The sequence below is a fragment of the Merdimmobilis hominis genome (genome assembly GCF_900104615.1).
Classification (GTDB): domain Bacteria; phylum Bacillota; class Clostridia; order Oscillospirales; family Ruminococcaceae; genus Merdimmobilis; species Merdimmobilis hominis.
This window is the reverse complement of sequence record NZ_LT629939.1, coordinates 2385413-2405939: the sequence shown is the minus strand read 5'-3', so window position 1 is coordinate 2405939 and position 20527 is coordinate 2385413. Positions and strand designations below refer to the sequence as shown.

Sequence of the window (20527 nt, the reverse complement as noted above, 5' to 3'; positions counted from 1 at the left end):
TTTTTACCGAAAAATCTTGTCGAATTTTTTGTCACGGGCTGAAACCTCCTGTAACCAATCGGGTATTTTGGAATCGTCAACAAAAACCCAACAGGAGGTACTGCAAAATATGTTTACCATTCTTTCTGGCATAGGGCTGCTTCTTCTAACCCTGGCCGCATTCTCCCTCTTCAGCCTGAAGATGCCCAAGGGCCAGCAGGCGATGAGCGGCATGGCCAACGCGGCCATCGCCACCTTTTTGATTGAAGCTGTACACAAATACATTACCGGCGACCTGCTCCACCTCTCCTTTTTCCAGGATGTTGGTTCGGTTTCCGGCAGTATGGGCGGTGTAGCCGCCGCCATCATGGTGCCCATCAGCATGGGGGCCAACCCGGTCCTTGCGGTAGTGGCCGGTGTGGCTGTGGGCGGCTATGGCATACTTCCTGGATTCATCGCCGGATATGTGGTGGGATTTGCCGCCCCCTGGCTGGAAAAGCACCTCCCCGCCGGCCTTGACACCATCGCTGGGGCTCTGGCCATCGCCCCCCTGGCCCGGATCATCGCCATCGCCGTGGACCCCTTTGTCAACTCTACGTTGATGGCCATCGGCGACACCATCACCGCTGCCGCCAGCCAGTCCCCCATTGTCATGGGCTTCCTCCTGGGCGGCATCATGAAGATGATCTGCACTTCCCCCTTGAGCTCTATGGCCCTCACCGCCATGCTGGGCCTCAAAGGTTTGGCAATGGGCATCGCCGCCATCGCCTGCGTAGGCGGCTCCTTCACCAACGGCATCATCTTCCACCGCCTGAAACTGGGCAACCGCAGCAATGTGATCGCTGTCATGCTGGAGCCCCTGACCCAGGCGGACATCATCACCCAAAACCCCATCCCCATCTACTGCTCCAACTTCCTGGGCGGAGGTTTGGCCGGCGTTGCAGCCGCCTGCCTCAACATCGTCAACAACGCCCCGGGCACTGCTTCCCCCATCCCCGGCCTTTTGGCCCCCTTTGCCTTCAATGCGCCGGTGACAGTGGTTGCGGCCTTGGCCCTGGCCATTTTGGGCGGCACCATCGCTGGCCTTCTGGGCAGCATGGTCTTTAAGAAAAAGTTCCAGCGCGCGCCAGAAATCCTGGAGCCTTCCGTGGCGGAAGTTCCCACCGGCGGCACCAACTAAACAAAAGCCTTCCTTCTCCCCTGGCTGTTTGGCCGGGGGAATTTTTTGCTCCCGAAAGAGCGCTTGACAAACACGCCTTTTCCCGGTACGCTGAAAGAAAGCGAAATTGACCGAAAAGGAGTTGTCTTACATGCGTGTATTGGTTGCCTATTCCAGTTTATCCGGCGGGACAAAGCGGCTGGCCGAGGGGATTTTCACCTCCCTGCCCTACGAGGAAAAGACCTTGGCCACCATCCAGGAAGCCCCCAGCCTGGAGGGCTACGACGCCATCCTGGTGGGCTATTGGGCCAACCAAGGCGCCCCCGGCCAGGATGTCCAGCAATTCTTAAAGACCATCCACGGAAAGGCGGTAGGGGTGTTCGCCACCTTGGCTTACCACCCGGATACCAACCACGGTTGGGGGTTGGTGCAAAAGGGCATCGACCTGGTAAAGGAGGACAACGCCATCCTGGGCAGCTTTGTCTGCAACGGGGCCCTCTCTCCGGCCATGCTGAAAAAGTGGCGCACCCCCGGCCCGGATGGCAAGGTAGCTGCCACCCCGGAGAATGAAATCCGCTGGAAAGTGTCCGCCCTCCACCCCACCCCGGTGGACATCGCCATGGCGGCCGAGCGGTTCCGGGAGCGGCTTTCCATCTTGGAAGCCCATCAGGCCCAGGGCCTCACTTTTAAGTCCATCCTGTAATGCTGGAGGCGAAGCCCTATGATGAGCCGGGAGGAAATCCTCGCCTACGCCGCCGAAACCTACGGCGCCCAGCCGGAATACCCCTGGGAGAAGCACCCCACCTACGGGGTGCTGCGCCACCGGCACAACCGGAAGTGGTTCGCTGTGGTGATGGAGGTGCCCCGATGCAAGCTCCATTTGGAGGGGGAGGGTACGGTGGATGTCCTCAACCTGAAGTGTGAACCCCTGATGATCGGCCCCCTGCGCCACGAACCTGGGGTGCTGCCCGCCTACCACATGAACAAGGAACATTGGATCACCATTCTGCTGGACAGCCCCTTCCCCCCAGAGACCATCCGCAGCTTACTGGATTTGAGCTTTGACCTGACCCGCTAATACCCAAAAGACAAGGAAACTCCCTCTGGGCAGATTTACCCCGGGGGAGTTTCTCTTTTGGCCTGGCGCCGCAACGGTCAAATACCGCGGATGGCAAGCAGATAGGCTTTCAAAATTCTCTCTGCGCCCTTTACAACGCGGGGCTCCATTGTTGATAACATAGCCGTAATACTTGTCACATCTGAGGGACTCTCCCGCCCTGTCAAAAGGAATTCGGCTGGCGTGCAAAGGGCATTGGACAATTTGCACAGCGTCGCAATAGAAATTCCTTTTCTGCCATTTTCTATTGAAACCAAGAAGTATTCCGATAGACCGATTCGGCCCGCCAACTCTTTCCTTGTCAATCCCAGGTTTTCCCTCACCGTCCGCACGCGGTTGCCGACCTCCATATAGAATGCTTTGTTCTCTTGCTTAGCAGCCATACCATCTACCTCCTTGTTTTTGTGACAATATCAATATACCACAAAAAAAGTGTTGCATAGTCTATATGACAACTAAGTGATCTCACCTTTTGTAGAAATAAAAAGCCCCCGCTTTCAAAAGCGGGGGCTTCCTTTGCAATTTCTTACAGGGAATTCCCAAAAGGGCTATTTGGCGTCCAGCACATTGGTGATGGAGGGGTCGTTCATAAAGGTGTCCACCGAATAGGTGAAGACGATCTGGTCGTATTGGCGGATGTCCAGGTCCGCGATCATCTGGGGAGTGGTGCCGGACAGGTTTACCACCGTGATCTCACGGTACCGGTTGCACAAAAAGGGCAGGAAGCTGGCCGCCGTCCGGTCCCCAAAGAGGAGGAGCCGCTGGTCATAAGGCGCGGTGGAGGTGATTTTGACAATGGGGGAAATCCCCCCCAAAAAGCTGTCAAAAGGCTGGCCCCCTGATAGGAGATGGGAGGGGTACAGGGTGTAATAGGTCTTTACCTCATTGGGGTAGATGTGGACCACCCGGTACTCCCGCCGGTACTTGGAAAAATGGAAGAATGAGACCAAATCCGGGGCCACCTTTTTATAGGGAGCCCGCTGGTATAAATCCCCATAATAGGTTCCGGGGCTGTACTGGATTTCATACCAGTCCAGAGGGTTGACCTCAAACCCCAGCCGCCGGGCCAACACCGAATAGACATAATACCCCCCTAGGCCGGTCAGGTTGGACTGGGTTTTGTAGTAAATCCCTTCCTCCCGGTGGTTGAGCAGGGTTTGGTAGACGTCCACGGTGGAAACCCGGCCGGTCATACTGCGGTACACATCCTCGATATACCGGCGCTGGTTGGTCAAGGGGGCATACATGGGCTTTTCCTCCTGGTGGATAGCTGCCGAAGTGGGAATCAGCATCAGGTAACTGGGCACCTTGTTGGTCTCCACAAAGGAGGTGATGGCATGGATGTTTTCATCGCCGATGGTGGGGTCCTTCTCCTGGATATTGTCCAGAAGGTGGCCGTCGGTGATATACACCCCGTTCTGTTCCCACTGTCCGGAGAGGAGGCGGAAACGGGTGGCCAACTGTTTCAGCTGCTCCCCAAAGGGGAAGTTGTTTCCCACAAAGTCATCCGCCGCCTGGGAAAGGGTTACCCCTTCCTCTGCTGGACGGCGCTGGAAGAAGCCCCCCCGCATCACAATATACACCGAGGAGAGGCAGATGGCCGAGAGGAGAAGCAGGGCGGAAATTCGTTTGGATAACATGGCCTCACCTCACAAAAGCAGGGCGGTGGTGATCACCAACAGCCCGATATTGAATACAACGGTCAGCCCATCGTCCAGCTGGGGATAGTTTTTCTTGATCCAGCGGCCCAGCATGTCTGCTGAACTGGTGGAGAGGAACAGGCAGCCCAGCAGCACCAGGTAATTGGAACTGATGAGGTATAAAAAGGTCTCGTCGGTGGCGGGACGGCTCCCAAGGCCGAACATCATCCGCAGATAGGCCGCAATTTGGCTCCACTCCCCGCCCAGCAGAAACACCAGGGACAGGATGACCACCAAGAAGGTGATCATCCGGGAAAAAACCGGCGGGATGGCCCTGAGAAGCTTTCCGGTCAGATGCCGCTCCACCAATACCAAGGCGCCGATCAACAGGCCAAAGGCCAGGCAGTTGGGGGAAAAACCAAACCACACCCCCCACAAGGCGGTGACAAACAAGGCCTCAAAGGCGGCGGTGAGCCGGGCGTGGCTGCCATCGGGACGGCCCAGGCGGATGTACCGCTTCCAGTACTCGCTGACCGTCATGTTGAACCGGCCAAAAAACTCGGTGACCGTCCGGGCCTGGTAGGGGTAATAGAAGTTTTGGGGCAGATCCAGGCCGAAGATCTTGCCCAACCCCCGGGCCATATCGCTGTAAGCTGAAAGGGTGAAATACAGCGCAAAGGCAAAGGCCAGCACCATCACCCAGGCGGCCATGGAGGTCATCTCGTAAAGGGGGGTGGCCCGCAGGCTCTCATAAAGGGCGGTGACACTGTCTGCCAAGATCACCTTTTTGCCCAGGCCGATGGTGAAGGCCACCACACCGGAGGCGATGCCAGACAGGGAGGGCCGGATTTTTTTCAGCTGGGGCGCCAGCTGGTTGTAGGTGACCAGCGGGCCCACAAACACCTTGCCAAAAAACAGGCAGAGGATGCCGTAGCGCACAAAGCTGGAATCCGCCGGGGCCTCGTGGTCGTAGACATCCAGCACATAGCCCATGGAGGTCAGGTTGATCACCGAGAGGCCGGCGGGGGCCATCAACGCCTGTGGCCGGGCCAACATGCCCAAGGCCAGCAGCATCCCCATGTTTTTCACCACCGAGGCGCCGGCGGCCAAGCTTCTCCAAGCTGGATTCCCTTCCCAAAGGGCCAGCAGCTGCACCACAAGGTAATCAAACAGCAGCGAGCCCAGCGCCATGGGCAGCATGGTGGGGAACAGCATCCCATAAAACACCAGGGAGACCACCAACAGCACAAAATTCTTGTACCGGTTGGAGGTGAGATAGTACGCCGCCATAGATGCCGGCAAAAACAGATAGACAAACCCCAAGGAATCGATGGGCACGCCGCCGCCCCCTTTCTCACGTATTTTAAAATGTGGGGAGGAGTGCTCCCCGCCGCTTTTTTCCCAATTTATGAAGCCGCACGGCCAGCCGGAAAGCGGAAAACCCATAGAAAGGGCTTCTGCCCCCCCCCCAATTGCCTGTCAAAGGGAGGACACGGCCTCCCGGTATTCCTCATAGGTGAGCATGGTGTTGCAGAGGGTGACCATGGCGTTGGTGGTCAGGTGCTCCGGCAGGCCCAGCCGCTTCAAAAGCTCTTGCCTTTTTTGGGCGCTGCCAGCCCCGCCGGTGAGGCCGTCCTCATAAAAATCCTGTTTGGTGATGGGCCGCCCGGTGCGGGGAGCCCCTTCCTCACAGAGGAGGCCCGCCTGGCGGAAAGCCTCCAGCAGCACCTGGGTGGTCATCCCCTCCACCCCCAATTTCCCTTCGGCAGAGGGCTGGGCCTTGCGCCGCTCCTTGCCGTAGACATCGGGGATGTATACATGTTTGAGGTGCTGGGGGCCGATGGCCCCGTTTAAAAACCTCCGGATCTTAAACCCAGAGGCGTCCGAGTCGGTGAGCACCACAAGGCCGGTCCGCTGGGCCAGCAGGCGCAGCAGTTCCAGCTTTTCTTTGTCTTTATAGATGTGAAATCCCCCGGCCTCCACAATGGTGGCATCCACCAGGCTGGAGAGCCGGATCTTGTCGTATTTGCCTTCCACCACAATGGCTTCTTTTATCTTGATCAATGGCTTCCCTCTTTTTGCAATGTGTAAAACAGCTCGGTGACCGCCTGCTCCACAATGAGCCGGCTGTCCGCCCGGGAGCTTTTCAGCCGGTAGTCCGCCTCTTCCAGGAGGGAGAGGGCTTTGCGCAGAAACTCCACCGAATAGCGGGCAGAATCCCGCAGGGCGTTTTTCACCCGGAACTCCCGGCCCCGGTAGCCGAAATCCTCGGCGATGCGGCCGGAATCCACCCCTGCCTCCCGTGCAATCTTAGCCCGGTAGAGATCCACAAAGGTGTAGGACAGGGTGGCTAAGATCACCGTGGGCTCCTCCCGCAGGTAAAACAGGTCGGAAAGGATGGCGAGGGACCCGGCGTAATCCCCTTTTAAAATCATCCGGGAGAGGTCGTAGATCCCCGCGTCCACCGCTTGGGTAGTCACCTTGTCGATGGCCTCTTTGGTGATCTCCCCCCCTCCCACATAGGCGCAGAGCTTGGCGATCTCCCCTGACAGGAGCCACATATCCTGGGAACAGCGGTCCACCAGATACCCCGCCAGCTGAGGGGAGAGGATACACCCCTCCTTGTCACAGCGGGCCACGGCAAACCGGATCACCTTGGTGCGGTCCCGGGGGGCGAGTTCCACCACCGCCCCCACTTTGGACACCTGGGAAATGAGGTTCTTCACCCGGGCAGATTTTTTGGGGTCGGGCTTTTTGGCCGCCAGCCGCAGAAGGATGACACAGCTCTCCGGCGGGTCGGAGAGGAGCTGTTCCATCTTTTTGGCCTCGGTGGGGGAGAATTTCTCCGGCTCCAGGTCATCCACCGCCACACAGCGCAGGGGCGCCATCAAGGGCAGGGCCTCCGCCGCTTCAAAGAGGGCGTCCGCTGAAAATTTTTTGCCGTCCAGCCGGGTCAAATTGAAGCTGGCGAAGGCAGGGTCTACAATCTTCCCCACCAGCTTGTTGAAGTAGTATTCTTTCAGATAGTCCTCTTCCCCAAATAGGAGGTACACCCGCTTGAACTGGCCGGATTTCAAATCGGCCAGCAGCCGTTCCTCCCCTTCATAGGCGGATTTGGAACCGTAGGCAGCCACAGCGGCGCCCCCTTTCCTCTCGTGTTTCTCAATCAACGATTATTATAGCACACTTTTGGGGACTTTTTAACCGCTTATTTTTCCCGTTCCACCCGGACCTCCCCGCCCGGCAGGAGGAACAGCCTCCCCTCCCCCAAAAGGCGGATCTCCATGGGGCCGTAGGGAATCACCTGGGCCTCCCCGGCCAGCCCCTCTCGGTATTCCTCTGACCCCGCCGCCACGATGCAGGCCGCGGGGTGTTCCTCCAGCAGGAGGTCAAGTCCTGCGCCTTCCGCCTTGCGGGGAAGGACCAACAGATCCAGGCCCTCCACCCCATAGCGGTCAAGCAGGTCGCAGAGCCGTTCCCCGGAGGAGGCGCCCCCAGGGCTTCCCACCACAACTGCCCGGCCTTGGCGCAGAAGGGCCAATCCATCCCAGCCCTCCATCCCCACCTGGCGGATGGTTCCGGCGGAAAGGATCTGCTCCACTGACAGCACCCCGAAGAGCAGCGCCGCCAACCCCAAAGCCGCCAGTCGGACGGTTTTCCCCTCCGCTTCAGCTAGGGCTAAGAACATCAGCAGCGCCACAGCGAAGGCGAAAACCAAGGGAACAGCCCCATCCCCCGCCGGCCAAACCGCCCCGGGCAAGGAGGAAACCCCGTGGGCCACCTGTAAAATCCCGGCAGCGGCAAAGCGGGCCAAAGGCGCGGCCAACGGCTCCGCCATAGGCAGCAAGGCCAAAGCCGCCGTTGCTCCCAATGCCAGAGGCACCAATAGGGCGGTGAACACTGCGGCAAGGGGCCCATAGAGGGCCACCACCCCAAAATGGTAGGCCAGCAAGGGCGAAAGGGCCAACCCCGCACACAGGGAGAGTGCAAACGCCTCCACCGCCCAGCGCACCCGGGGAAGCCGCGGCCCCAGGAAGAAGAGCACCCGCCCCTCCAGGAAACGAACCACCGGCCCGGTCCATAGGAGAATGCCCAGGGAGGAGAGGAAGGTCATTTGCACCGAAAGGCTTCCTGCCGAGAAGGGGTCAATCATCCCGATGAGTAAGGCCGCCACCCCCAGGGAGGTGAGGCCGTCGGCTTGGCGGTCCACCGCCTCCGCCAACAAGGAGAGGGTAAAGACCACCGCCGCCCGCCGGATGGAGACGGGGAATCCTAAAAGGGCGGCATACCCCCAGGTGAGAGCCAGTAAAAGGGGGATTTTCCACCGCTTTTTGACCCGGAATTTGTTCAGCAGCTGCCGCAAAAGGCCGGTGAGCACCACCAAGTGGAAGCCGGACACTGCCAGAAGATGGGAAAGGCCCGCACCCCGCATAGCCCTGCTGTCCTCTCTGGAGAGGAGACCTCCATCTCCCAAGGCCATGCCGGTGCAAAGAGCGCCTTCCCGGCCGCCCACAGCGGATGAAATCCTCTGCCCAAGCTCCCAGCGGTACCAGGCCAGCCTCCCCTCTACTGGGTGGCTGAGGGTGGGGACAAGCTTCGGCTCCTTCACCGGTTCCGCAGCCAGATAAACGCCCCGGGAGATGGCGCTTCGCCCCCAGGCCGTGTCAAAGGAGAGGGCGGAAAGCTCCACCAGGGCTTCCACCTCTTCCCCCGGGAGGAGATCCCAGCTGGAAAAACTGGTCAGCTGGATAGCAGTTTCCCCCAGCCCTTCCACCTGGGGGAAACTCCCTTTGAGCTGGTACCGCTCTCCCCGGCCCGCCTTTTCCCGCTCCAGAACGGTGCCGGTGAAGAGAAGGGTCTGCCCATCCAGCCGGGCTGTCGGCTCAAACCGCAGCCACAAATGCCCTTGAAACAGCAGCCCCGCTATGGCCACCGCCGCCAGGACAAGCCCCAGTACCCGCCGGGACTCCCCGCGGAGCACCAAGGCGAGGGGCAGAAGAAGTAGGAGCATCCCCACCCCGCCAAAGACGCCAAAGGAAAAAGAGACCGCCATCGCAGTTAGGAAGGAAATTCCCACTGGAAAAAACGGTCTCTTCATCTCAATCACCTATTTGGGCTACTTTTCAAACACCGGCAGGGGGGCCAGCACGATCAAATCTTTGCGCTCCATGGCGTCGCCCTCTGCCAGGACGGCAGCTTTGCCCACAATCTTGCCGCCGGCTTTGTGCACCAGCTGCTCCAACGCGGCCATGGATTCCCCGGTGCTGACCACATCGTCCACAATCAGCACCCGCTTGCCCTCCATCGAGGCGATATCGTCGCTGTCGATGTACAGGGTCTGGAGTTTGGCAGTGGTGATGGATTTGACATCCACCGCCACCGGCTTTTTCATATAGAGCTTGACGCTCTTGCGGGCCAGCAGGTACTTTTTCCCCGACTGGCGGGACATCTCATACGCCAGGGGGATGCCCTTGGATTCCGCGGTGATCAACACGTCGAACTCCGGGACTTTGCCCAGGAGCTCTTTGGCGCAGGCGATGGTCAGCTCCACGTCGGAGAACATGATAAACGCCGCGATGGAAAGATGCTCGTTGACCGGGCAGATGGGGAGTTCCCGGGTCAAGCCGGCCACATGCAGGGTGTAATGGTCCATACAACATTCATCTCCAAATCAAATTTTGGGGGAAGAGAGCAAAGAAAGGTGCGGTTAACCGGGAGGCCAGGCCAGCAAACGGCCCGCCAGCACATGGAAGTGGAGGTGGCCCACCGTCTGGCCGCCGTCCTCCCCGCAGTTGGCCACCACCCGGTAGCCCTTTTCCAGCTTCAATTCCTTGGCGAGCTGGGCAATAACCGCATAGATGTGGGCCACTACAGCGCAGTTCTCCCCGTCGATAGCGGCAGGAGAGGGGATGTGCTCCTTGGGGACCACCAGAAAATGCACCGGCGCCTGGGGGTCGATGTCGTAAAAGGCCAGAACCTTCTCGTCCTCATACAGCTTTTTGGAGGGGATTTCCCCGGCGATGATCTTGCAAAATAGACAATCCATATCCAATTTCCTCCTTTCCCATGGGTATATCGGGGTGCCCGCCCGGGGATTTTTCCGCCGGGCGAAGGCTTCTTCCCTTTTATTTTACTTGGTTTTTACCATTTTTTCAATGATTTGCGGAACTTTGGCCGCAGCTTCATCCAATTTGAGGATCTCGCTGGCGCCGCCCATGGCCACATCGGGACGGCCGCCGCCGCTGCCACCCACCAGAGCGGTGAATTCCTTGATCAGCTTGCCGGCGTGCAGACCCTTGCCCTGGGCCTCTTTGCCGCAGACCGCCACAATGGAGGCTTTCTCCCCCACCACGGTGTACAGCAGAGCCACCATGTTGGGGGCCTGCTCCTTGATGCGGTCGGCCATCGTCTTGAGGGCGTCCGGTTTGGTGCCGGTGAAGCCAGCCATGGCGAACTTCACCCCGCCGATTTCCTGGGCGGAGCCGAACAGGCCGTCCACCTGGACATCGGCCAGTTTTTGGGTCAGCCGCTCAATCTCCTTGTCCTTGGCCTTCAGCTCGGCGGTGATAGCCGCAGTTTTGGCCACCAGCTCCGCGGGATTGGAGAGCTTCAGGTTACTGCTGGCCTCCAGGAGGGTGGCGTTGGCGGTGTCGATCAGCCGCAGCACCCCGCGGCCGGTGACCGCCTCGATCCGGCGGACGCCCGCTGCCACCGAGGACTCCTTGACGATCTTGAAGAGGCCCACGTTGCCGGTGTTGGCCACATGGGTGCCGCCGCACAGCTCGATAGAGCGGCCGCCCATGTTGACCACCCGCACCACGCTGCCGTACTTCTCCCCAAAGAGGGCCATAGCGCCGGTGGCTTTGGCTTCCTCAATGCTCATCTCCGCGACCTTGACGTCCATGGAGGAAAGGATCATGTCGTTAACCAGGTATTCCACCCGGTCCAGCTCCTCAGGGGTCATAGCGCTGAAGTGGGAGAAGTCGAACCGGCAGACCGCTTCATCCACATAGGAACCCGCCTGGTGGACGTGGTTGCCCAGGACCTCCCGCAGGGCCTCCTGTAGCAGGTGGGCAGCGGTGTGGTTGCGCATGATGGCGCGGCGGCGGGCCATGGAGACCGAGGCGTGGACCTCATCCCCTGTGGTGAACATGCCCGAAGCCATGACGCCGATGTGCATATACAGGCCGGAGGCGGACTTTTTGCAGTCCATCACCTTAAAGACGCATTTGCCCCCCAGAATGAGGCCCATGTCCCCCACCTGGCCGCCGCTTTCGGCATAGAAGGGGGTGCGGTCCAGCAGGATGGTGGCGCTGTCCCCTTCGCTGATGGAATCCACCAGCTGCCCATCCATCACCATGGCCAGGATTTTAGCGTCGCTCTCGCTCTCGGTATAGCCGACAAACTCGGTTTTGTTGTCTTTAAATGGGGCGAGAATGTCCTCTTCCCAGGACACGTCGCCCATGGCGGCTCGCGCGGCCCGGGCTCGTTCTTTCTGTTCGTTCATATAGCGGGTGAATTCCTCTTCGTTAAGGCCGATGTGCCGCTCCTCCAAAATCTCCCGGGTCAGGTCGATGGGGAAGCCGAAGGTGTCATACAGTTTAAAGGCCTGTTCGCCGGAGAGGATTTTCTCCTCCTCACTGAGGCTCTCTGCCTCGATCCGGTCGATGAGGTCGCCCAGCAGCTCCATGCCCTGGTCAATGGTCTTGGCAAACCGTTCCTCCTCGTTGTGGATGACCTTGACGATGTAGTCCTGGTTCTCCCGCAGCTCGGGGTAGGCCTTTTCATTTTCGGCGATGACCGTCTCGCAGACCTTGTACAGGAAGGGCTCGTGGATGCCCAGCAGGCGGCCGTGGCGGGCGGCCCGGCGCAGCAGGCGGCGCAGCACATAGCCCCGGCCCTCGTTGGTGGGGACAACGCCGTCCCCGATCATAAAGGTGGTGCTGCGGATGTGGTCGGTGATGACCCGCAGGGAGACGTCGGTTTTTTCATCCTGGCCGTACTCCACCCCGGCGATGCCGGCGATGTGCTTCATGATCCGCTGGACGGTGTCCACCTCAAACAGGTTGTTGACCCCCTGCATGATACAGGCGATCCGCTCCAGACCCATACCGGTGTCGATGTTGGGATGTTCCATAGGGGTGTAGTGGCCTTCCCCGTCGGAATCGAACTGGGAGAACACCAGGTTCCAGAACTCCACATACCGGTCGCAGTCGCAGCCTACGCCACAGGTGGGTTTGCCGCAGCCGTATTCCTCGCCGCGGTCAAAGTAGAGCTCGGAGCAAGGGCCGCAGGGGCCGGAACCGATCTCCCAAAAGTTGTCCTCCTTGCCCAGGCGGACGATGTGGCTGGGGTCTACCCCCACTTCGTTGACCCAGATGTCCACCGTCTCGTCGTCGTCCTCATAGACCGAGACCCAGATGCGGTCCACTGGGAGCTTCAGTTCCTGGGTGATGAACTCCCAGGCCCATTTGGTGGCCTCGTGCTTAAAGTAATCGCCAAAGGAGAAGTTGCCCAGCATCTCAAAGTAGGTGCCGTGGCGGGCGGTTTTGCCCACCCGCTCGATGTCGGGGGTGCGGATGCACTTTTGGCAGGAGGTGGCGCGGCGGGCAGGGGGGGTCTCCACACCCAAAAAGTACTTTTTCAGCGGTGCCATGCCGGAGTTGATCAGCAGGAGGCTGGCGTCATCCTTGGGCACCAGGGGGGCGCTTTGCAGGATGACGTGGCCTTTGCTCTCGTAGAATTTGAGGAATTTTTCACGCAGGTCGTTTAAACCGGTCCATTCCATAGTAAGTCACTTCCTATTCTCATTTTATCATGTGCTGTGGAATAACAAAAAAGGCTTCCATCCCCCGCTAAAAGGGACGAAAGCCAACCTGTGCATTCCGTGGTACCACCCAAATTGCGCCGGAAACCGGCGCCACTTTACACAGCATAACGCGCTGTACACGCCCCGATTCCTCACCGGGGTGCTCCGGGGCGGCTCCCGCTGCTCCCACCTGCTTTGGAAGGCTTTCAGCCGCGGCCTTCCTCTCTCTACCCGCAGGTGCAGGCGGCGGTTTTTCCCATCGCTGCATCCTCTTTATTTGGTTGCTGGTTTGATTATACCGTTCCAGCCCAGCCTTGTCAACAACGCGCCCTTCCATTTATGGATTCTACACAATTATTTGTAAAATAAACCGAAACTGTGGGGGCTTTCGCAAATTGTATCGGCAATATTCCTTATGCTATAATAATCGCAAAGCGGCTATTCGTGAAAAAGCCTTTCCCGCCGCAAAAGCGGCGCCTGGCTTTTTCCGGTTTGTGTGAATTCCAAGCTAGGACAAACCGCAAAGCGGTGATTCGTAAAACCTCTAGGCTATAACCGCTGCAAGATTCGTAAAAAACCCTTTGTCAGGGGGTTCATCCCTTCCCGCCCAGGCGGGGAGNCCCCGCCGATTTCCTGGGCGGAGCCGAACAGGCCGTCCACCTGGACATCGGCCAGTTTTTGGGTCAGCCGCTCAATCTCCTTGTCCTTGGCCTTCAGCTCGGCGGTGATAGCCGCAGTTTTGGCCACCAGCTCCGCGGGATTGGAGAGCTTCAGGTTACTGCTGGCCTCCAGGAGGGTGGCGTTGGCGGTGTCGATCAGCCGCAGCACCCCGCGGCCGGTGACCGCCTCGATCCGGCGGACGCCCGCTGCCACCGAGGACTCCTTGACGATCTTGAAGAGGCCCACGTTGCCGGTGTTGGCCACATGGGTGCCGCCGCACAGCTCGATAGAGCGGCCGCCCATGTTGACCACCCGCACCACGCTGCCGTACTTCTCCCCAAAGAGGGCCATAGCGCCGGTGGCTTTGGCTTCCTCAATGCTCATCTCCGCGACCTTGACGTCCATGGAGGAAAGGATCATGTCGTTAACCAGGTATTCCACCCGGTCCAGCTCCTCAGGGGTCATAGCGCTGAAGTGGGAGAAGTCGAACCGGCAGACCGCTTCATCCACATAGGAACCCGCCTGGTGGACGTGGTTGCCCAGGACCTCCCGCAGGGCCTCCTGTAGCAGGTGGGCAGCGGTGTGGTTGCGCATGATGGCGCGGCGGCGGGCCATGGAGACCGAGGCGTGGACCTCATCCCCTGTGGTGAACATGCCCGAAGCCATGACGCCGATGTGCATATACAGGCCGGAGGCGGACTTTTTGCAGTCCATCACCTTAAAGACGCATTTGCCCCCCAGAATGAGGCCCATGTCCCCCACCTGGCCGCCGCTTTCGGCATAGAAGGGGGTGCGGTCCAGCAGGATGGTGGCGCTGTCCCCTTCGCTGATGGAATCCACCAGCTGCCCATCCATCACCATGGCCAGGATTTTAGCGTCGCTCTCGCTCTCGGTATAGCCGACAAACTCGGTTTTGTTGTCTTTAAATGGGGCGAGAATGTCCTCTTCCCAGGACACGTCGCCCATGGCGGCTCGCGCGGCCCGGGCTCGTTCTTTCTGTTCGTTCATATAGCGGGTGAATTCCTCTTCGTTAAGGCCGATGTGCCGCTCCTCCAAAATCTCCCGGGTCAGGTCGATGGGGAAGCCGAAGGTGTCATACAGTTTAAAGGCCTGTTCGCCGGAGAGGATTTTCTCCTCCTCACTGAGGCTCTCTGCCTCGATCCGGTCGATGAGGTCGCCCAGCAGCTCCATGCCCTGGTCAATGGTCTTGGCAAACCGTTCCTCCTCGTTGTGGATGACCTTGACGATGTAGTCCTGGTTCTCCCGCAGCTCGGGGTAGGCCTTTTCATTTTCGGCGATGACCGTCTCGCAGACCTTGTACAGGAAGGGCTCGTGGATGCCCAGCAGGCGGCCGTGGCGGGCGGCCCGGCGCAGCAGGCGGCGCAGCACATAGCCCCGGCCCTCGTTGGTGGGGACAACGCCGTCCCCGATCATAAAGGTGGTGCTGCGGATGTGGTCGGTGATGACCCGCAGGGAGACGTCGGTTTTTTCATCCTGGCCGTACTCCACCCCGGCGATGCCGGCGATGTGCTTCATGATCCGCTGGACGGTGTCCACCTCAAACAGGTTGTTGACCCCCTGCATGATACAGGCGATCCGCTCCAGACCCATACCGGTGTCGATGTTGGGATGTTCCATAGGGGTGTAGTGGCCTTCCCCGTCGGAATCGAACTGGGAGAACACCAGGTTCCAGAACTCCACATACCGGTCGCAGTCGCAGCCTACGCCACAGGTGGGTTTGCCGCAGCCGTATTCCTCGCCGCGGTCAAAGTAGAGCTCGGAGCAAGGGCCGCAGGGGCCGGAACCGATCTCCCAAAAGTTGTCCTCCTTGCCCAGGCGGACGATGTGGCTGGGGTCTACCCCCACTTCGTTGACCCAGATGTCCACCGTCTCGTCGTCGTCCTCATAGACCGAGACCCAGATGCGGTCCACTGGGAGCTTCAGTTCCTGGGTGATGAACTCCCAGGCCCATTTGGTGGCCTCGTGCTTAAAGTAATCGCCAAAGGAGAAGTTGCCCAGCATCTCAAAGTAGGTGCCGTGGCGGGCGGTTTTGCCCACCCGCTCGATGTCGGGGGTGCGGATGCACTTTTGGCAGGAGGTGGCGCGGCGGGCAGGGGGGGTCTCCACACCCAAAAAGTACTTTTTCAGCGGTGCCATGCCGGAGTTGATCAGCAGGAGGCTGGCGTCATCCTTGGGCACCAGGGGGGCGCTTTGCAGGATGACGTGGCCTTTGCTCTCGTAGAATTTGAGGAATTTTTCACGCAGGTCGTTTAAACCGGTCCATTCCATAGTAAGTCACTTCCTATTCTCATTTTATCATGTGCTGTGGAATAACAAAAAAGGCTTCCATCCCCCGCTAAAAGGGACGAAAGCCAACCTGTGCATTCCGTGGTACCACCCAAATTGCGCCGGAAACCGGCGCCACTTTACACAGCATAACGCGCTGTACACGCCCCGATTCCTCACCGGGGTGCTCCGGGGCGGCTCCCGCTGCTCCCACCTGCTTTGGAAGGCTTTCAGCCGCGGCCTTCCTCTCTCTACCCGCAGGTGCAGGCGGCGGTTTTTCCCATCGCTGCATCCTCTTTATTTGGTTGCTGGTTTGATTATACCGTTCCAGCCCAGCCTTGTCAACAACGCGCCCTTCCATTTATGGATTCTACACAATTATTTGTAAAATAAACCGAAACTGTGGGGGCTTTCGCAAATTGTATCGGCAATATTCCTTATGCTATAATAATCGCAAAGCGGCTATTCGTGAAAAAGCCTTTCCCGCCGCAAAAGCGGCGCCTGGCTTTTTCCGGTTTGTGTGAATTCCAAGCTAGGACAAACCGCAAAGCGGTGATTCGTAAAACCTCTAGGCTATAACCGCTGCAAGATTCGTAAAAAACCCTTTGTCAGGGGGTTCATCCCTTCCCGCCCAGGCGGGGAGGCGGATATTTTAAATCTGGGAGGAGCTTCATCTATGGCAAACAACATTTTGGTCGCCCAATCCGGCGGACCCACCTGCGCGATCAACGCATCCCTTTCCGGCGTGATTCAAGAGGCTATGCGCCAGGAGAAAATCGGCGCGGTGTATGGCGCCCTCAACGGCATCCAAGGCATTATGGACCGGAGGATTATCCGCCTGGACAGCCAGATGCACAGCGAAGGGGATTTCCAACTGCTGGAATCCACCCCGGCCATGGCCTTGGGCTCTTGCCGGTACCGCCTGCCGGAGTACAGTGTCGCCCCCGACGTGTACAAACTGATCGCCGGGGTGATGCAGGACCTGGAAATCGGGTACTTTTTCTATATCGGCGGCAACGATTCTATGGATACCGCCCACAAGCTGGGGGTGTTCTTCGCCGAGGAGGGGATTGACATCAAAGTCATGGGCATCCCCAAAACCATCGACAACGACCTGCCCTGCACCGATCACACCCCCGGCTTCGGTTCGGCGGCCAAATACATCGCCACCTCCATCCTGGAGATCATCCGGGACACCCAGGTCTACAACCTGCCCAGTGTCACCATTGTGGAGATCATGGGTCGCAACGCCGGCTGGCTGACCGCCGCTTCGGTCCTGCCCCATGTGGTAGGGGAAAAGGCCCCTCACCTGGTCTACCTGCCCGAGGTACCCTTTGATCCAGACCAGTTCATCGAGGACATCAAAGCCGCCCAGCTGGAACACAAAGCTGTGCTGGTGGCAGTCTCCGAAGGGGTGAAAACCGCCGAAGGCCGCTATGTGGCCGAATCGGTGCAGGATGAGACGGTGGACGCCTTCGGCCACAAGTATCTTTCCGGCATCGGCAAGTACCTGGAGCGGTATGTCCTGGAAAAGCTGGGCTGTAAGGTCCGCTCAGTGGAGCTGAGCGTATTGCAGCGCTGCGCCGCCCACATCCAGTCCGCCTGCGACATCGAGGAAGCCCGCCTGCTGGGTGCCGGGGCTGTCCAGCGCGCCCTCGCCGGGGAGACCGGCCGGATGATCGCCTTGGTGCGCACCAGCAACGACCCCTATGCGGTAGAGCTGGGCACCTTCCCCTTGGAAGAGGCGGCCAACAAGGAGCGTAAAGTCCCTGCCGAATGGATCCTGCCTGGCAACAAAGACCTCTCCCAGGAGGCCTACGACTACCTCCTCCCCCTCATCGCCGGGGAGCGCAGCTGCCCTGTCCAAGCCGGCATGCCGGTCCACTTCCACTTCGACAAAACCCCGCTGGAGTTCTAAGACCCCTCCCGCGGCAACAAAACCCACAAAACCGGCCGGAGACAATGATCCCGGCCGGTTTTTTCACAGGTTGGCTCGTTATACTATGGAAGGGATTCTTCCCCCAAGGCCAGCACCCTAAGCCGCTTGATCAATCCAACCACCTCCCCTGATACCTCCATCCCCTGAAAGGAGATTTGATTATGAAATCCATTGTGGAAAAAGAGCGGATCCTTCTCTTCTGTGAAGACGGGACCCGGGCGGGTTTTGTCACCTTCCCGTCGGTCAACAGCAAGGTCTCTAACATCGACCATATATTTGTGGAGCCTGCCCACCGGGGGAAAGGGGTCGCTTCCCAGCTGATGGAGCTTGCCCTCGCCCAGCTGGAATCCCAGGGCCGGCAGGTGATCCTCACCTGCCCCTATGCCCAGAAGTGGCTTCCCCAGCATCCGGAGTGGAGCCATATGCCGGCCCGGGATATCCGTTTTTCCCACCACTGATAAGCTCCCCGAAAGCAGGCTGCTTTCCGGCACGCCTCCAGGGCGGCAAAGGCTGGCCGCCTACGGGGGATCCCCTCCTGTTACCCATGGTAAAGTTACCAGATTTGTATGCCCATCACATACAAAATATCCGAATTTGTTTCTGTAATGTTGCTTTTCCGCTGGGGATGGTGTAAGATAATGGTGTAAATAAAATCGCTTTTTGCATTGTAAAATGCAGGATTGGAGGATCATTATGCTTACTCTGGAAAAAGTAAAACATGCGGCATCCGTCCTGGATGGCGTTGCCCGCAAAACCCCTTTGATCTCCGCCCCCACCCTGACCAACAGCTGTGACCTGTATCTGAAATGCGAAGACCTGCAGCTGACCGGTTCCTTCAAGCTGCGCGGCGGCTACTACAAGATCTCCCAGCTGTCTGAGGAGGAAAAATCCCACGGCGTTATCGCCTGCTCCGCCGGCAACCACGCCCAGGGCATCGCACTGGCCGCACAGAGAAGCGGCACCAAAGCCGTCATCTGCATGCCTGCTTCCGCCCCTGTGGCTAAAGTGGAGGCAACCAGAAGCTACGGCGCTGAGGTTGTCCTGGTAGAGGGCGTTTACGATGACGCCGCCAGACGGGCCACTGAGCTCCAGAAGGAAAAAGGCTACACCTTTGCCCATCCCTTCAACGACGTGGATGTCATGGCTGGCCAGGGCACTATCGGCCTGGAAATCATGGAGCAGCTGAAAGACGTGGATGCTGTGGTTGTGCCCATCGGCGGCGGCGGCCTGATCTCTGGCATCTCCTTTGCCGTCAAGACCATCAACCCCAACTGCAAAGTTTACGGCGTGCAGTCCGAAGGCGCCCCTGGCATGGCGGTCTCCTTTAAAAACAAGAAGATCACCGAGTGCGACGCCAAAACCATTGCCGACGGCATCCAGGTAAAAATGCCCGGCGACCTGACCTTTGAGATGGTTTCCAAATACGTGGACGATGTAGTTACCGTTTCCGAGAATGAAATCGCCTCTGCTATGCTTGCCCTGGCCGAGAAATCCAAGATCGTGGCCGAAGGCGCCGGCGCCACCCCTGTGGCTGCTGTCCTCTTCAACAAACTGCCTGTCCAAGGCAAAAAAGTGGTCTGCGTGGTCTCCGGCGGCAACGTGGACATCAACACCTACACCAAGGTGCTGACCAGAGGACTCACCTACACCGGCCGCATGGCCAAGGTCACTGTGGAGATGGCGGATAAATCCTCCCAGCTGCCCGAAACCCTGGCCGCTGTAGCCGCTACCGGCGCCAACATCATCGGTGTCACTTTCGACCGCGCCAGAACCCAAGGCGATGTCACCTCCTGCGCTGTGGAGCTGACCATGGAAACCAAGAACTTCGAGCACATCGAGGAGATCAAAACCGCCCTTTCTTCCAAGGGCTTCCAAGTTTGCTAGTTCCTCCAAGCTTGCAACCGATACATAAGAAACTCCCCCAGGCATTGCGCTTGGGGGAGTTTTTGCATATGCTGTGGACAAAATCCTGGCCCTTTTGCCGCCGTATGAGACATGAAGAAATATCGCCCTGTGGGCAAACAGGCCGAGGGGCCGGGCTTTTAGCCCTCCCGGTTGTCCCCATCGGGGTCGCAGCTGTCGCAGTACAAATCCAAGGGGCCGGAGGTGGGATTTTGGCAGCTATCCCCCTTGCCCATGCACCAATACTGGCCTTCGGACTTGGTATCCCTTTTGCTCTCCTGCGCAAGCATCCTCCAGGCCACCTTCCAAGGCAGCCACTCCTCCCACCAGGGGACCGGCTGCTCTATCCCCGGGGCGGAAGCCCCTTGGATGGTTTCCAGCTCCCGCTGCAATTCCTCCACCTGGGATTGAAGGCGGTCAATCTGCTGGTTTTCCGCCCAGCCGCCGCAACCCGATAAGCCGAGGCAGAGACACAAGACGAGTGCCAGCCATCCTTTCACATGTATCCCCCTGTTCTAATCGTTGTAGTGTAATCCTATTATAACCGATAAAAACAAATACTTCAAGTTGGATTACACTATTAAATGGTGTATATTTTGTCCAAGATTCATTACCCTTTATCTAGAGGGGGGATCGTATGAAAATCGATTACAATCTTTTAGGTCGGCGGATTGCCCGCCTGCGCAAAGAGCGGCGCCTGACCCAAGACAAACTCTCAGAAAAAGCGGAAATTTCCAATAATTATCTGTCCAACATTGAAAACGGCCGCTCCATCCCCAGCCTGGAGACCCTGGTGCGCCTGTGTGAGGCCATGGAGGTCACCCCAGACACTGTGCTGATGGGCACCGTCACCGATGGGAAACAGTATATGAACGACGACATCCAGCAGCTATTAGCCCAGTGCACACCCCAAGAAAAGCGGTATGTCATCGGAATTCTCAAGGTTTTTTTGGCGGAGCGTAGCCGCCCCTAATCGCTTTTGCCCCCTTGTGGAAGGGGCCGGGTATTCCCGGCTTCCCCCTGAGGGGGATTTTTT

General features: G+C 58.7%; 17 protein-coding genes and 1 pseudogene. 7 read left to right on the top strand and 11 right to left on the bottom strand.

The window, feature by feature from the left end; translation table 11 throughout:
- Positions 1-109 precede the first annotated feature (109 nt).
- The 3 genes from BQ5353_RS11575 to BQ5353_RS11565 all read left to right on the top strand — a co-directional run bounded on the left by BQ5353_RS11575 (position 110) and on the right by BQ5353_RS11565 (position 2216).
- A complete protein-coding gene (locus tag BQ5353_RS11575; protein ID WP_054332189.1) occupies positions 110-1159 on the top strand; it encodes a PTS sugar transporter subunit IIC in 1050 nt (349 codons plus the stop codon).
- Between the two features lie 130 nt (positions 1160-1289).
- Positions 1290-1841 (top strand): flavodoxin family protein, encoded by a 552-nt coding sequence (locus BQ5353_RS11570; protein WP_071428300.1) that lies wholly within the window; start codon positions 1290-1292, stop codon positions 1839-1841.
- Between the two features lie 18 nt (positions 1842-1859).
- On the top strand, positions 1860-2216 hold the full coding sequence (locus tag BQ5353_RS11565; protein ID WP_054332186.1) for an MmcQ/YjbR family DNA-binding protein: 357 nt from the start codon (positions 1860-1862) through the stop codon (positions 2214-2216).
- A 77-nt stretch (positions 2217-2293) separates the two neighbouring features.
- On the opposite strand, the gene BQ5353_RS11560 is transcribed toward BQ5353_RS11565, so the two are convergent.
- From BQ5353_RS11560 to alaS (BQ5353_RS11515), 10 genes and pseudogenes are all read right to left on the bottom strand, one after another.
- Positions 2294-2638 (bottom strand): helix-turn-helix domain-containing protein, encoded by a 345-nt coding sequence (locus tag BQ5353_RS11560; RefSeq protein ID WP_071428299.1) that lies wholly within the window; start codon positions 2636-2638, stop codon positions 2294-2296.
- Between the two features lie 165 nt (positions 2639-2803).
- A complete protein-coding gene (locus BQ5353_RS11555) occupies positions 2804-3895 on the bottom strand; it encodes a DHHW family protein (RefSeq protein ID WP_054332184.1) in 1092 nt (363 codons plus the stop codon).
- A 9-nt stretch (positions 3896-3904) separates the two neighbouring features.
- The gene (locus BQ5353_RS11550) at positions 3905-5233 is read right to left on the bottom strand and encodes an MBOAT family O-acyltransferase (protein ID WP_071428298.1); all 1329 of its coding nucleotides are present in this window, start codon (positions 5231-5233) and stop codon (positions 3905-3907) included.
- A gap of 141 nt (positions 5234-5374) precedes the next feature.
- The gene (locus BQ5353_RS11545; RefSeq protein WP_054332179.1) at positions 5375-5959 is read right to left on the bottom strand and encodes a ribonuclease M5; all 585 of its coding nucleotides are present in this window, start codon (positions 5957-5959) and stop codon (positions 5375-5377) included.
- Positions 5956-7029, bottom strand: coding sequence for a DNA polymerase III subunit delta (gene holA, locus BQ5353_RS11540; RefSeq protein WP_071428297.1), 1074 nt, complete (start codon positions 7027-7029; stop codon positions 5956-5958). Before holA ends, BQ5353_RS11545 begins: the two co-directional genes overlap by 4 nt.
- Positions 7030-7103: 74 nt before the next feature.
- Positions 7104-8993, bottom strand: coding sequence for a ComEC/Rec2 family competence protein (locus BQ5353_RS11535; RefSeq protein ID WP_083386488.1), 1890 nt, complete (start codon positions 8991-8993; stop codon positions 7104-7106).
- 18 nt (positions 8994-9011) lie between these two features.
- Entirely contained in the window at positions 9012-9548 is a 537-nt protein-coding gene (locus BQ5353_RS11530) for a phosphoribosyltransferase family protein (RefSeq protein WP_054332175.1), read from the bottom strand.
- 54 nt (positions 9549-9602) lie between these two features.
- On the bottom strand, positions 9603-9941 hold the full coding sequence (locus BQ5353_RS11525; protein ID WP_054332174.1) for a histidine triad nucleotide-binding protein: 339 nt from the start codon (positions 9939-9941) through the stop codon (positions 9603-9605).
- 84 nt (positions 9942-10025) lie between these two features.
- Positions 10026-12683, bottom strand: coding sequence for an alanine--tRNA ligase (gene alaS / locus BQ5353_RS11520; protein WP_071428295.1), 2658 nt, complete (start codon positions 12681-12683; stop codon positions 10026-10028).
- Between the two features lie 642 nt (positions 12684-13325).
- Positions 13326-15653: pseudogene (gene alaS / locus BQ5353_RS11515) on the bottom strand (alanine--tRNA ligase); the annotation flags it as partial.
- A gap of 673 nt (positions 15654-16326) precedes the next feature.
- On the opposite strand from alaS (BQ5353_RS11515), the gene BQ5353_RS11510 reads away from it, so the two are divergent.
- The 3 genes from BQ5353_RS11510 (at position 16327) to ilvA (ending at position 19473) form a co-directional block, all read left to right on the top strand.
- Entirely contained in the window at positions 16327-17568 is a 1242-nt protein-coding gene (locus tag BQ5353_RS11510; RefSeq protein WP_054332173.1) for a 6-phosphofructokinase, read from the top strand.
- Between the two features lie 182 nt (positions 17569-17750).
- Positions 17751-18047, top strand: coding sequence for a GNAT family N-acetyltransferase (locus tag BQ5353_RS11505; protein WP_071428293.1), 297 nt, complete (start codon positions 17751-17753; stop codon positions 18045-18047).
- A gap of 235 nt (positions 18048-18282) precedes the next feature.
- Positions 18283-19473: a threonine ammonia-lyase gene (gene ilvA, locus BQ5353_RS11500; protein WP_071428292.1), complete on the top strand. Its 1191-nt coding sequence runs from the start codon at positions 18283-18285 to the stop codon at positions 19471-19473.
- Between the two features lie 158 nt (positions 19474-19631).
- Here the strand turns inward: ilvA and BQ5353_RS11495 are convergent, their stop codons facing one another.
- Positions 19632-19991, bottom strand: coding sequence for a hypothetical protein (locus BQ5353_RS11495; RefSeq protein ID WP_054332171.1), 360 nt, complete (start codon positions 19989-19991; stop codon positions 19632-19634).
- A 137-nt stretch (positions 19992-20128) separates the two neighbouring features.
- On the opposite strand from BQ5353_RS11495, the gene BQ5353_RS11490 reads away from it, so the two are divergent.
- Positions 20129-20464, top strand: a complete 336-nt coding sequence (locus tag BQ5353_RS11490) for a helix-turn-helix domain-containing protein (protein WP_071428291.1) — start codon at positions 20129-20131, stop codon at positions 20462-20464.
- The last annotated feature ends 63 nt before the right edge of the window (positions 20465-20527 follow it).

What these genes read in the sequence shown, in the direction of transcription:
- BQ5353_RS11575 (WP_054332189.1), top strand. Translation starts at nt 110, where the DNA reads ATGTTTACCATTCTTTCTGGCATAGGGCTGCTTCTTCTAACCCTGGCC.
- BQ5353_RS11570 (WP_071428300.1), top strand. Translation starts at nt 1,290, where the DNA reads ATGCGTGTATTGGTTGCCTATTCCAGTTTATCCGGCGGGACAAAGCGG.
- BQ5353_RS11565 (WP_054332186.1), top strand. Translation starts at nt 1,860, where the DNA reads ATGATGAGCCGGGAGGAAATCCTCGCCTACGCCGCCGAAACCTACGGC.
- BQ5353_RS11560 (WP_071428299.1), bottom strand. Translation starts at nt 2,638, where the DNA reads ATGGCTGCTAAGCAAGAGAACAAAGCATTCTATATGGAGGTCGGCAAC.
- BQ5353_RS11555 (WP_054332184.1), bottom strand. Translation starts at nt 3,895, where the DNA reads ATGTTATCCAAACGAATTTCCGCCCTGCTTCTCCTCTCGGCCATCTGC.
- BQ5353_RS11535 (WP_083386488.1), bottom strand. Translation starts at nt 8,993, where the DNA reads ATGAAGAGACCGTTTTTTCCAGTGGGAATTTCCTTCCTAACTGCGATG.
- BQ5353_RS11530 (WP_054332175.1), bottom strand. Translation starts at nt 9,548, where the DNA reads ATGGACCATTACACCCTGCATGTGGCCGGCTTGACCCGGGAACTCCCC.
- BQ5353_RS11525 (WP_054332174.1), bottom strand. Translation starts at nt 9,941, where the DNA reads ATGGATTGTCTATTTTGCAAGATCATCGCCGGGGAAATCCCCTCCAAA.
- alaS (WP_071428295.1), bottom strand. Translation starts at nt 12,683, where the DNA reads ATGGAATGGACCGGTTTAAACGACCTGCGTGAAAAATTCCTCAAATTC.
- BQ5353_RS11510 (WP_054332173.1), top strand. Translation starts at nt 16,327, where the DNA reads ATGGCAAACAACATTTTGGTCGCCCAATCCGGCGGACCCACCTGCGCG.
- BQ5353_RS11505 (WP_071428293.1), top strand. Translation starts at nt 17,751, where the DNA reads ATGAAATCCATTGTGGAAAAAGAGCGGATCCTTCTCTTCTGTGAAGAC.
- ilvA (WP_071428292.1), top strand. Translation starts at nt 18,283, where the DNA reads ATGCTTACTCTGGAAAAAGTAAAACATGCGGCATCCGTCCTGGATGGC.
- BQ5353_RS11490 (WP_071428291.1), top strand. Translation starts at nt 20,129, where the DNA reads ATGAAAATCGATTACAATCTTTTAGGTCGGCGGATTGCCCGCCTGCGC.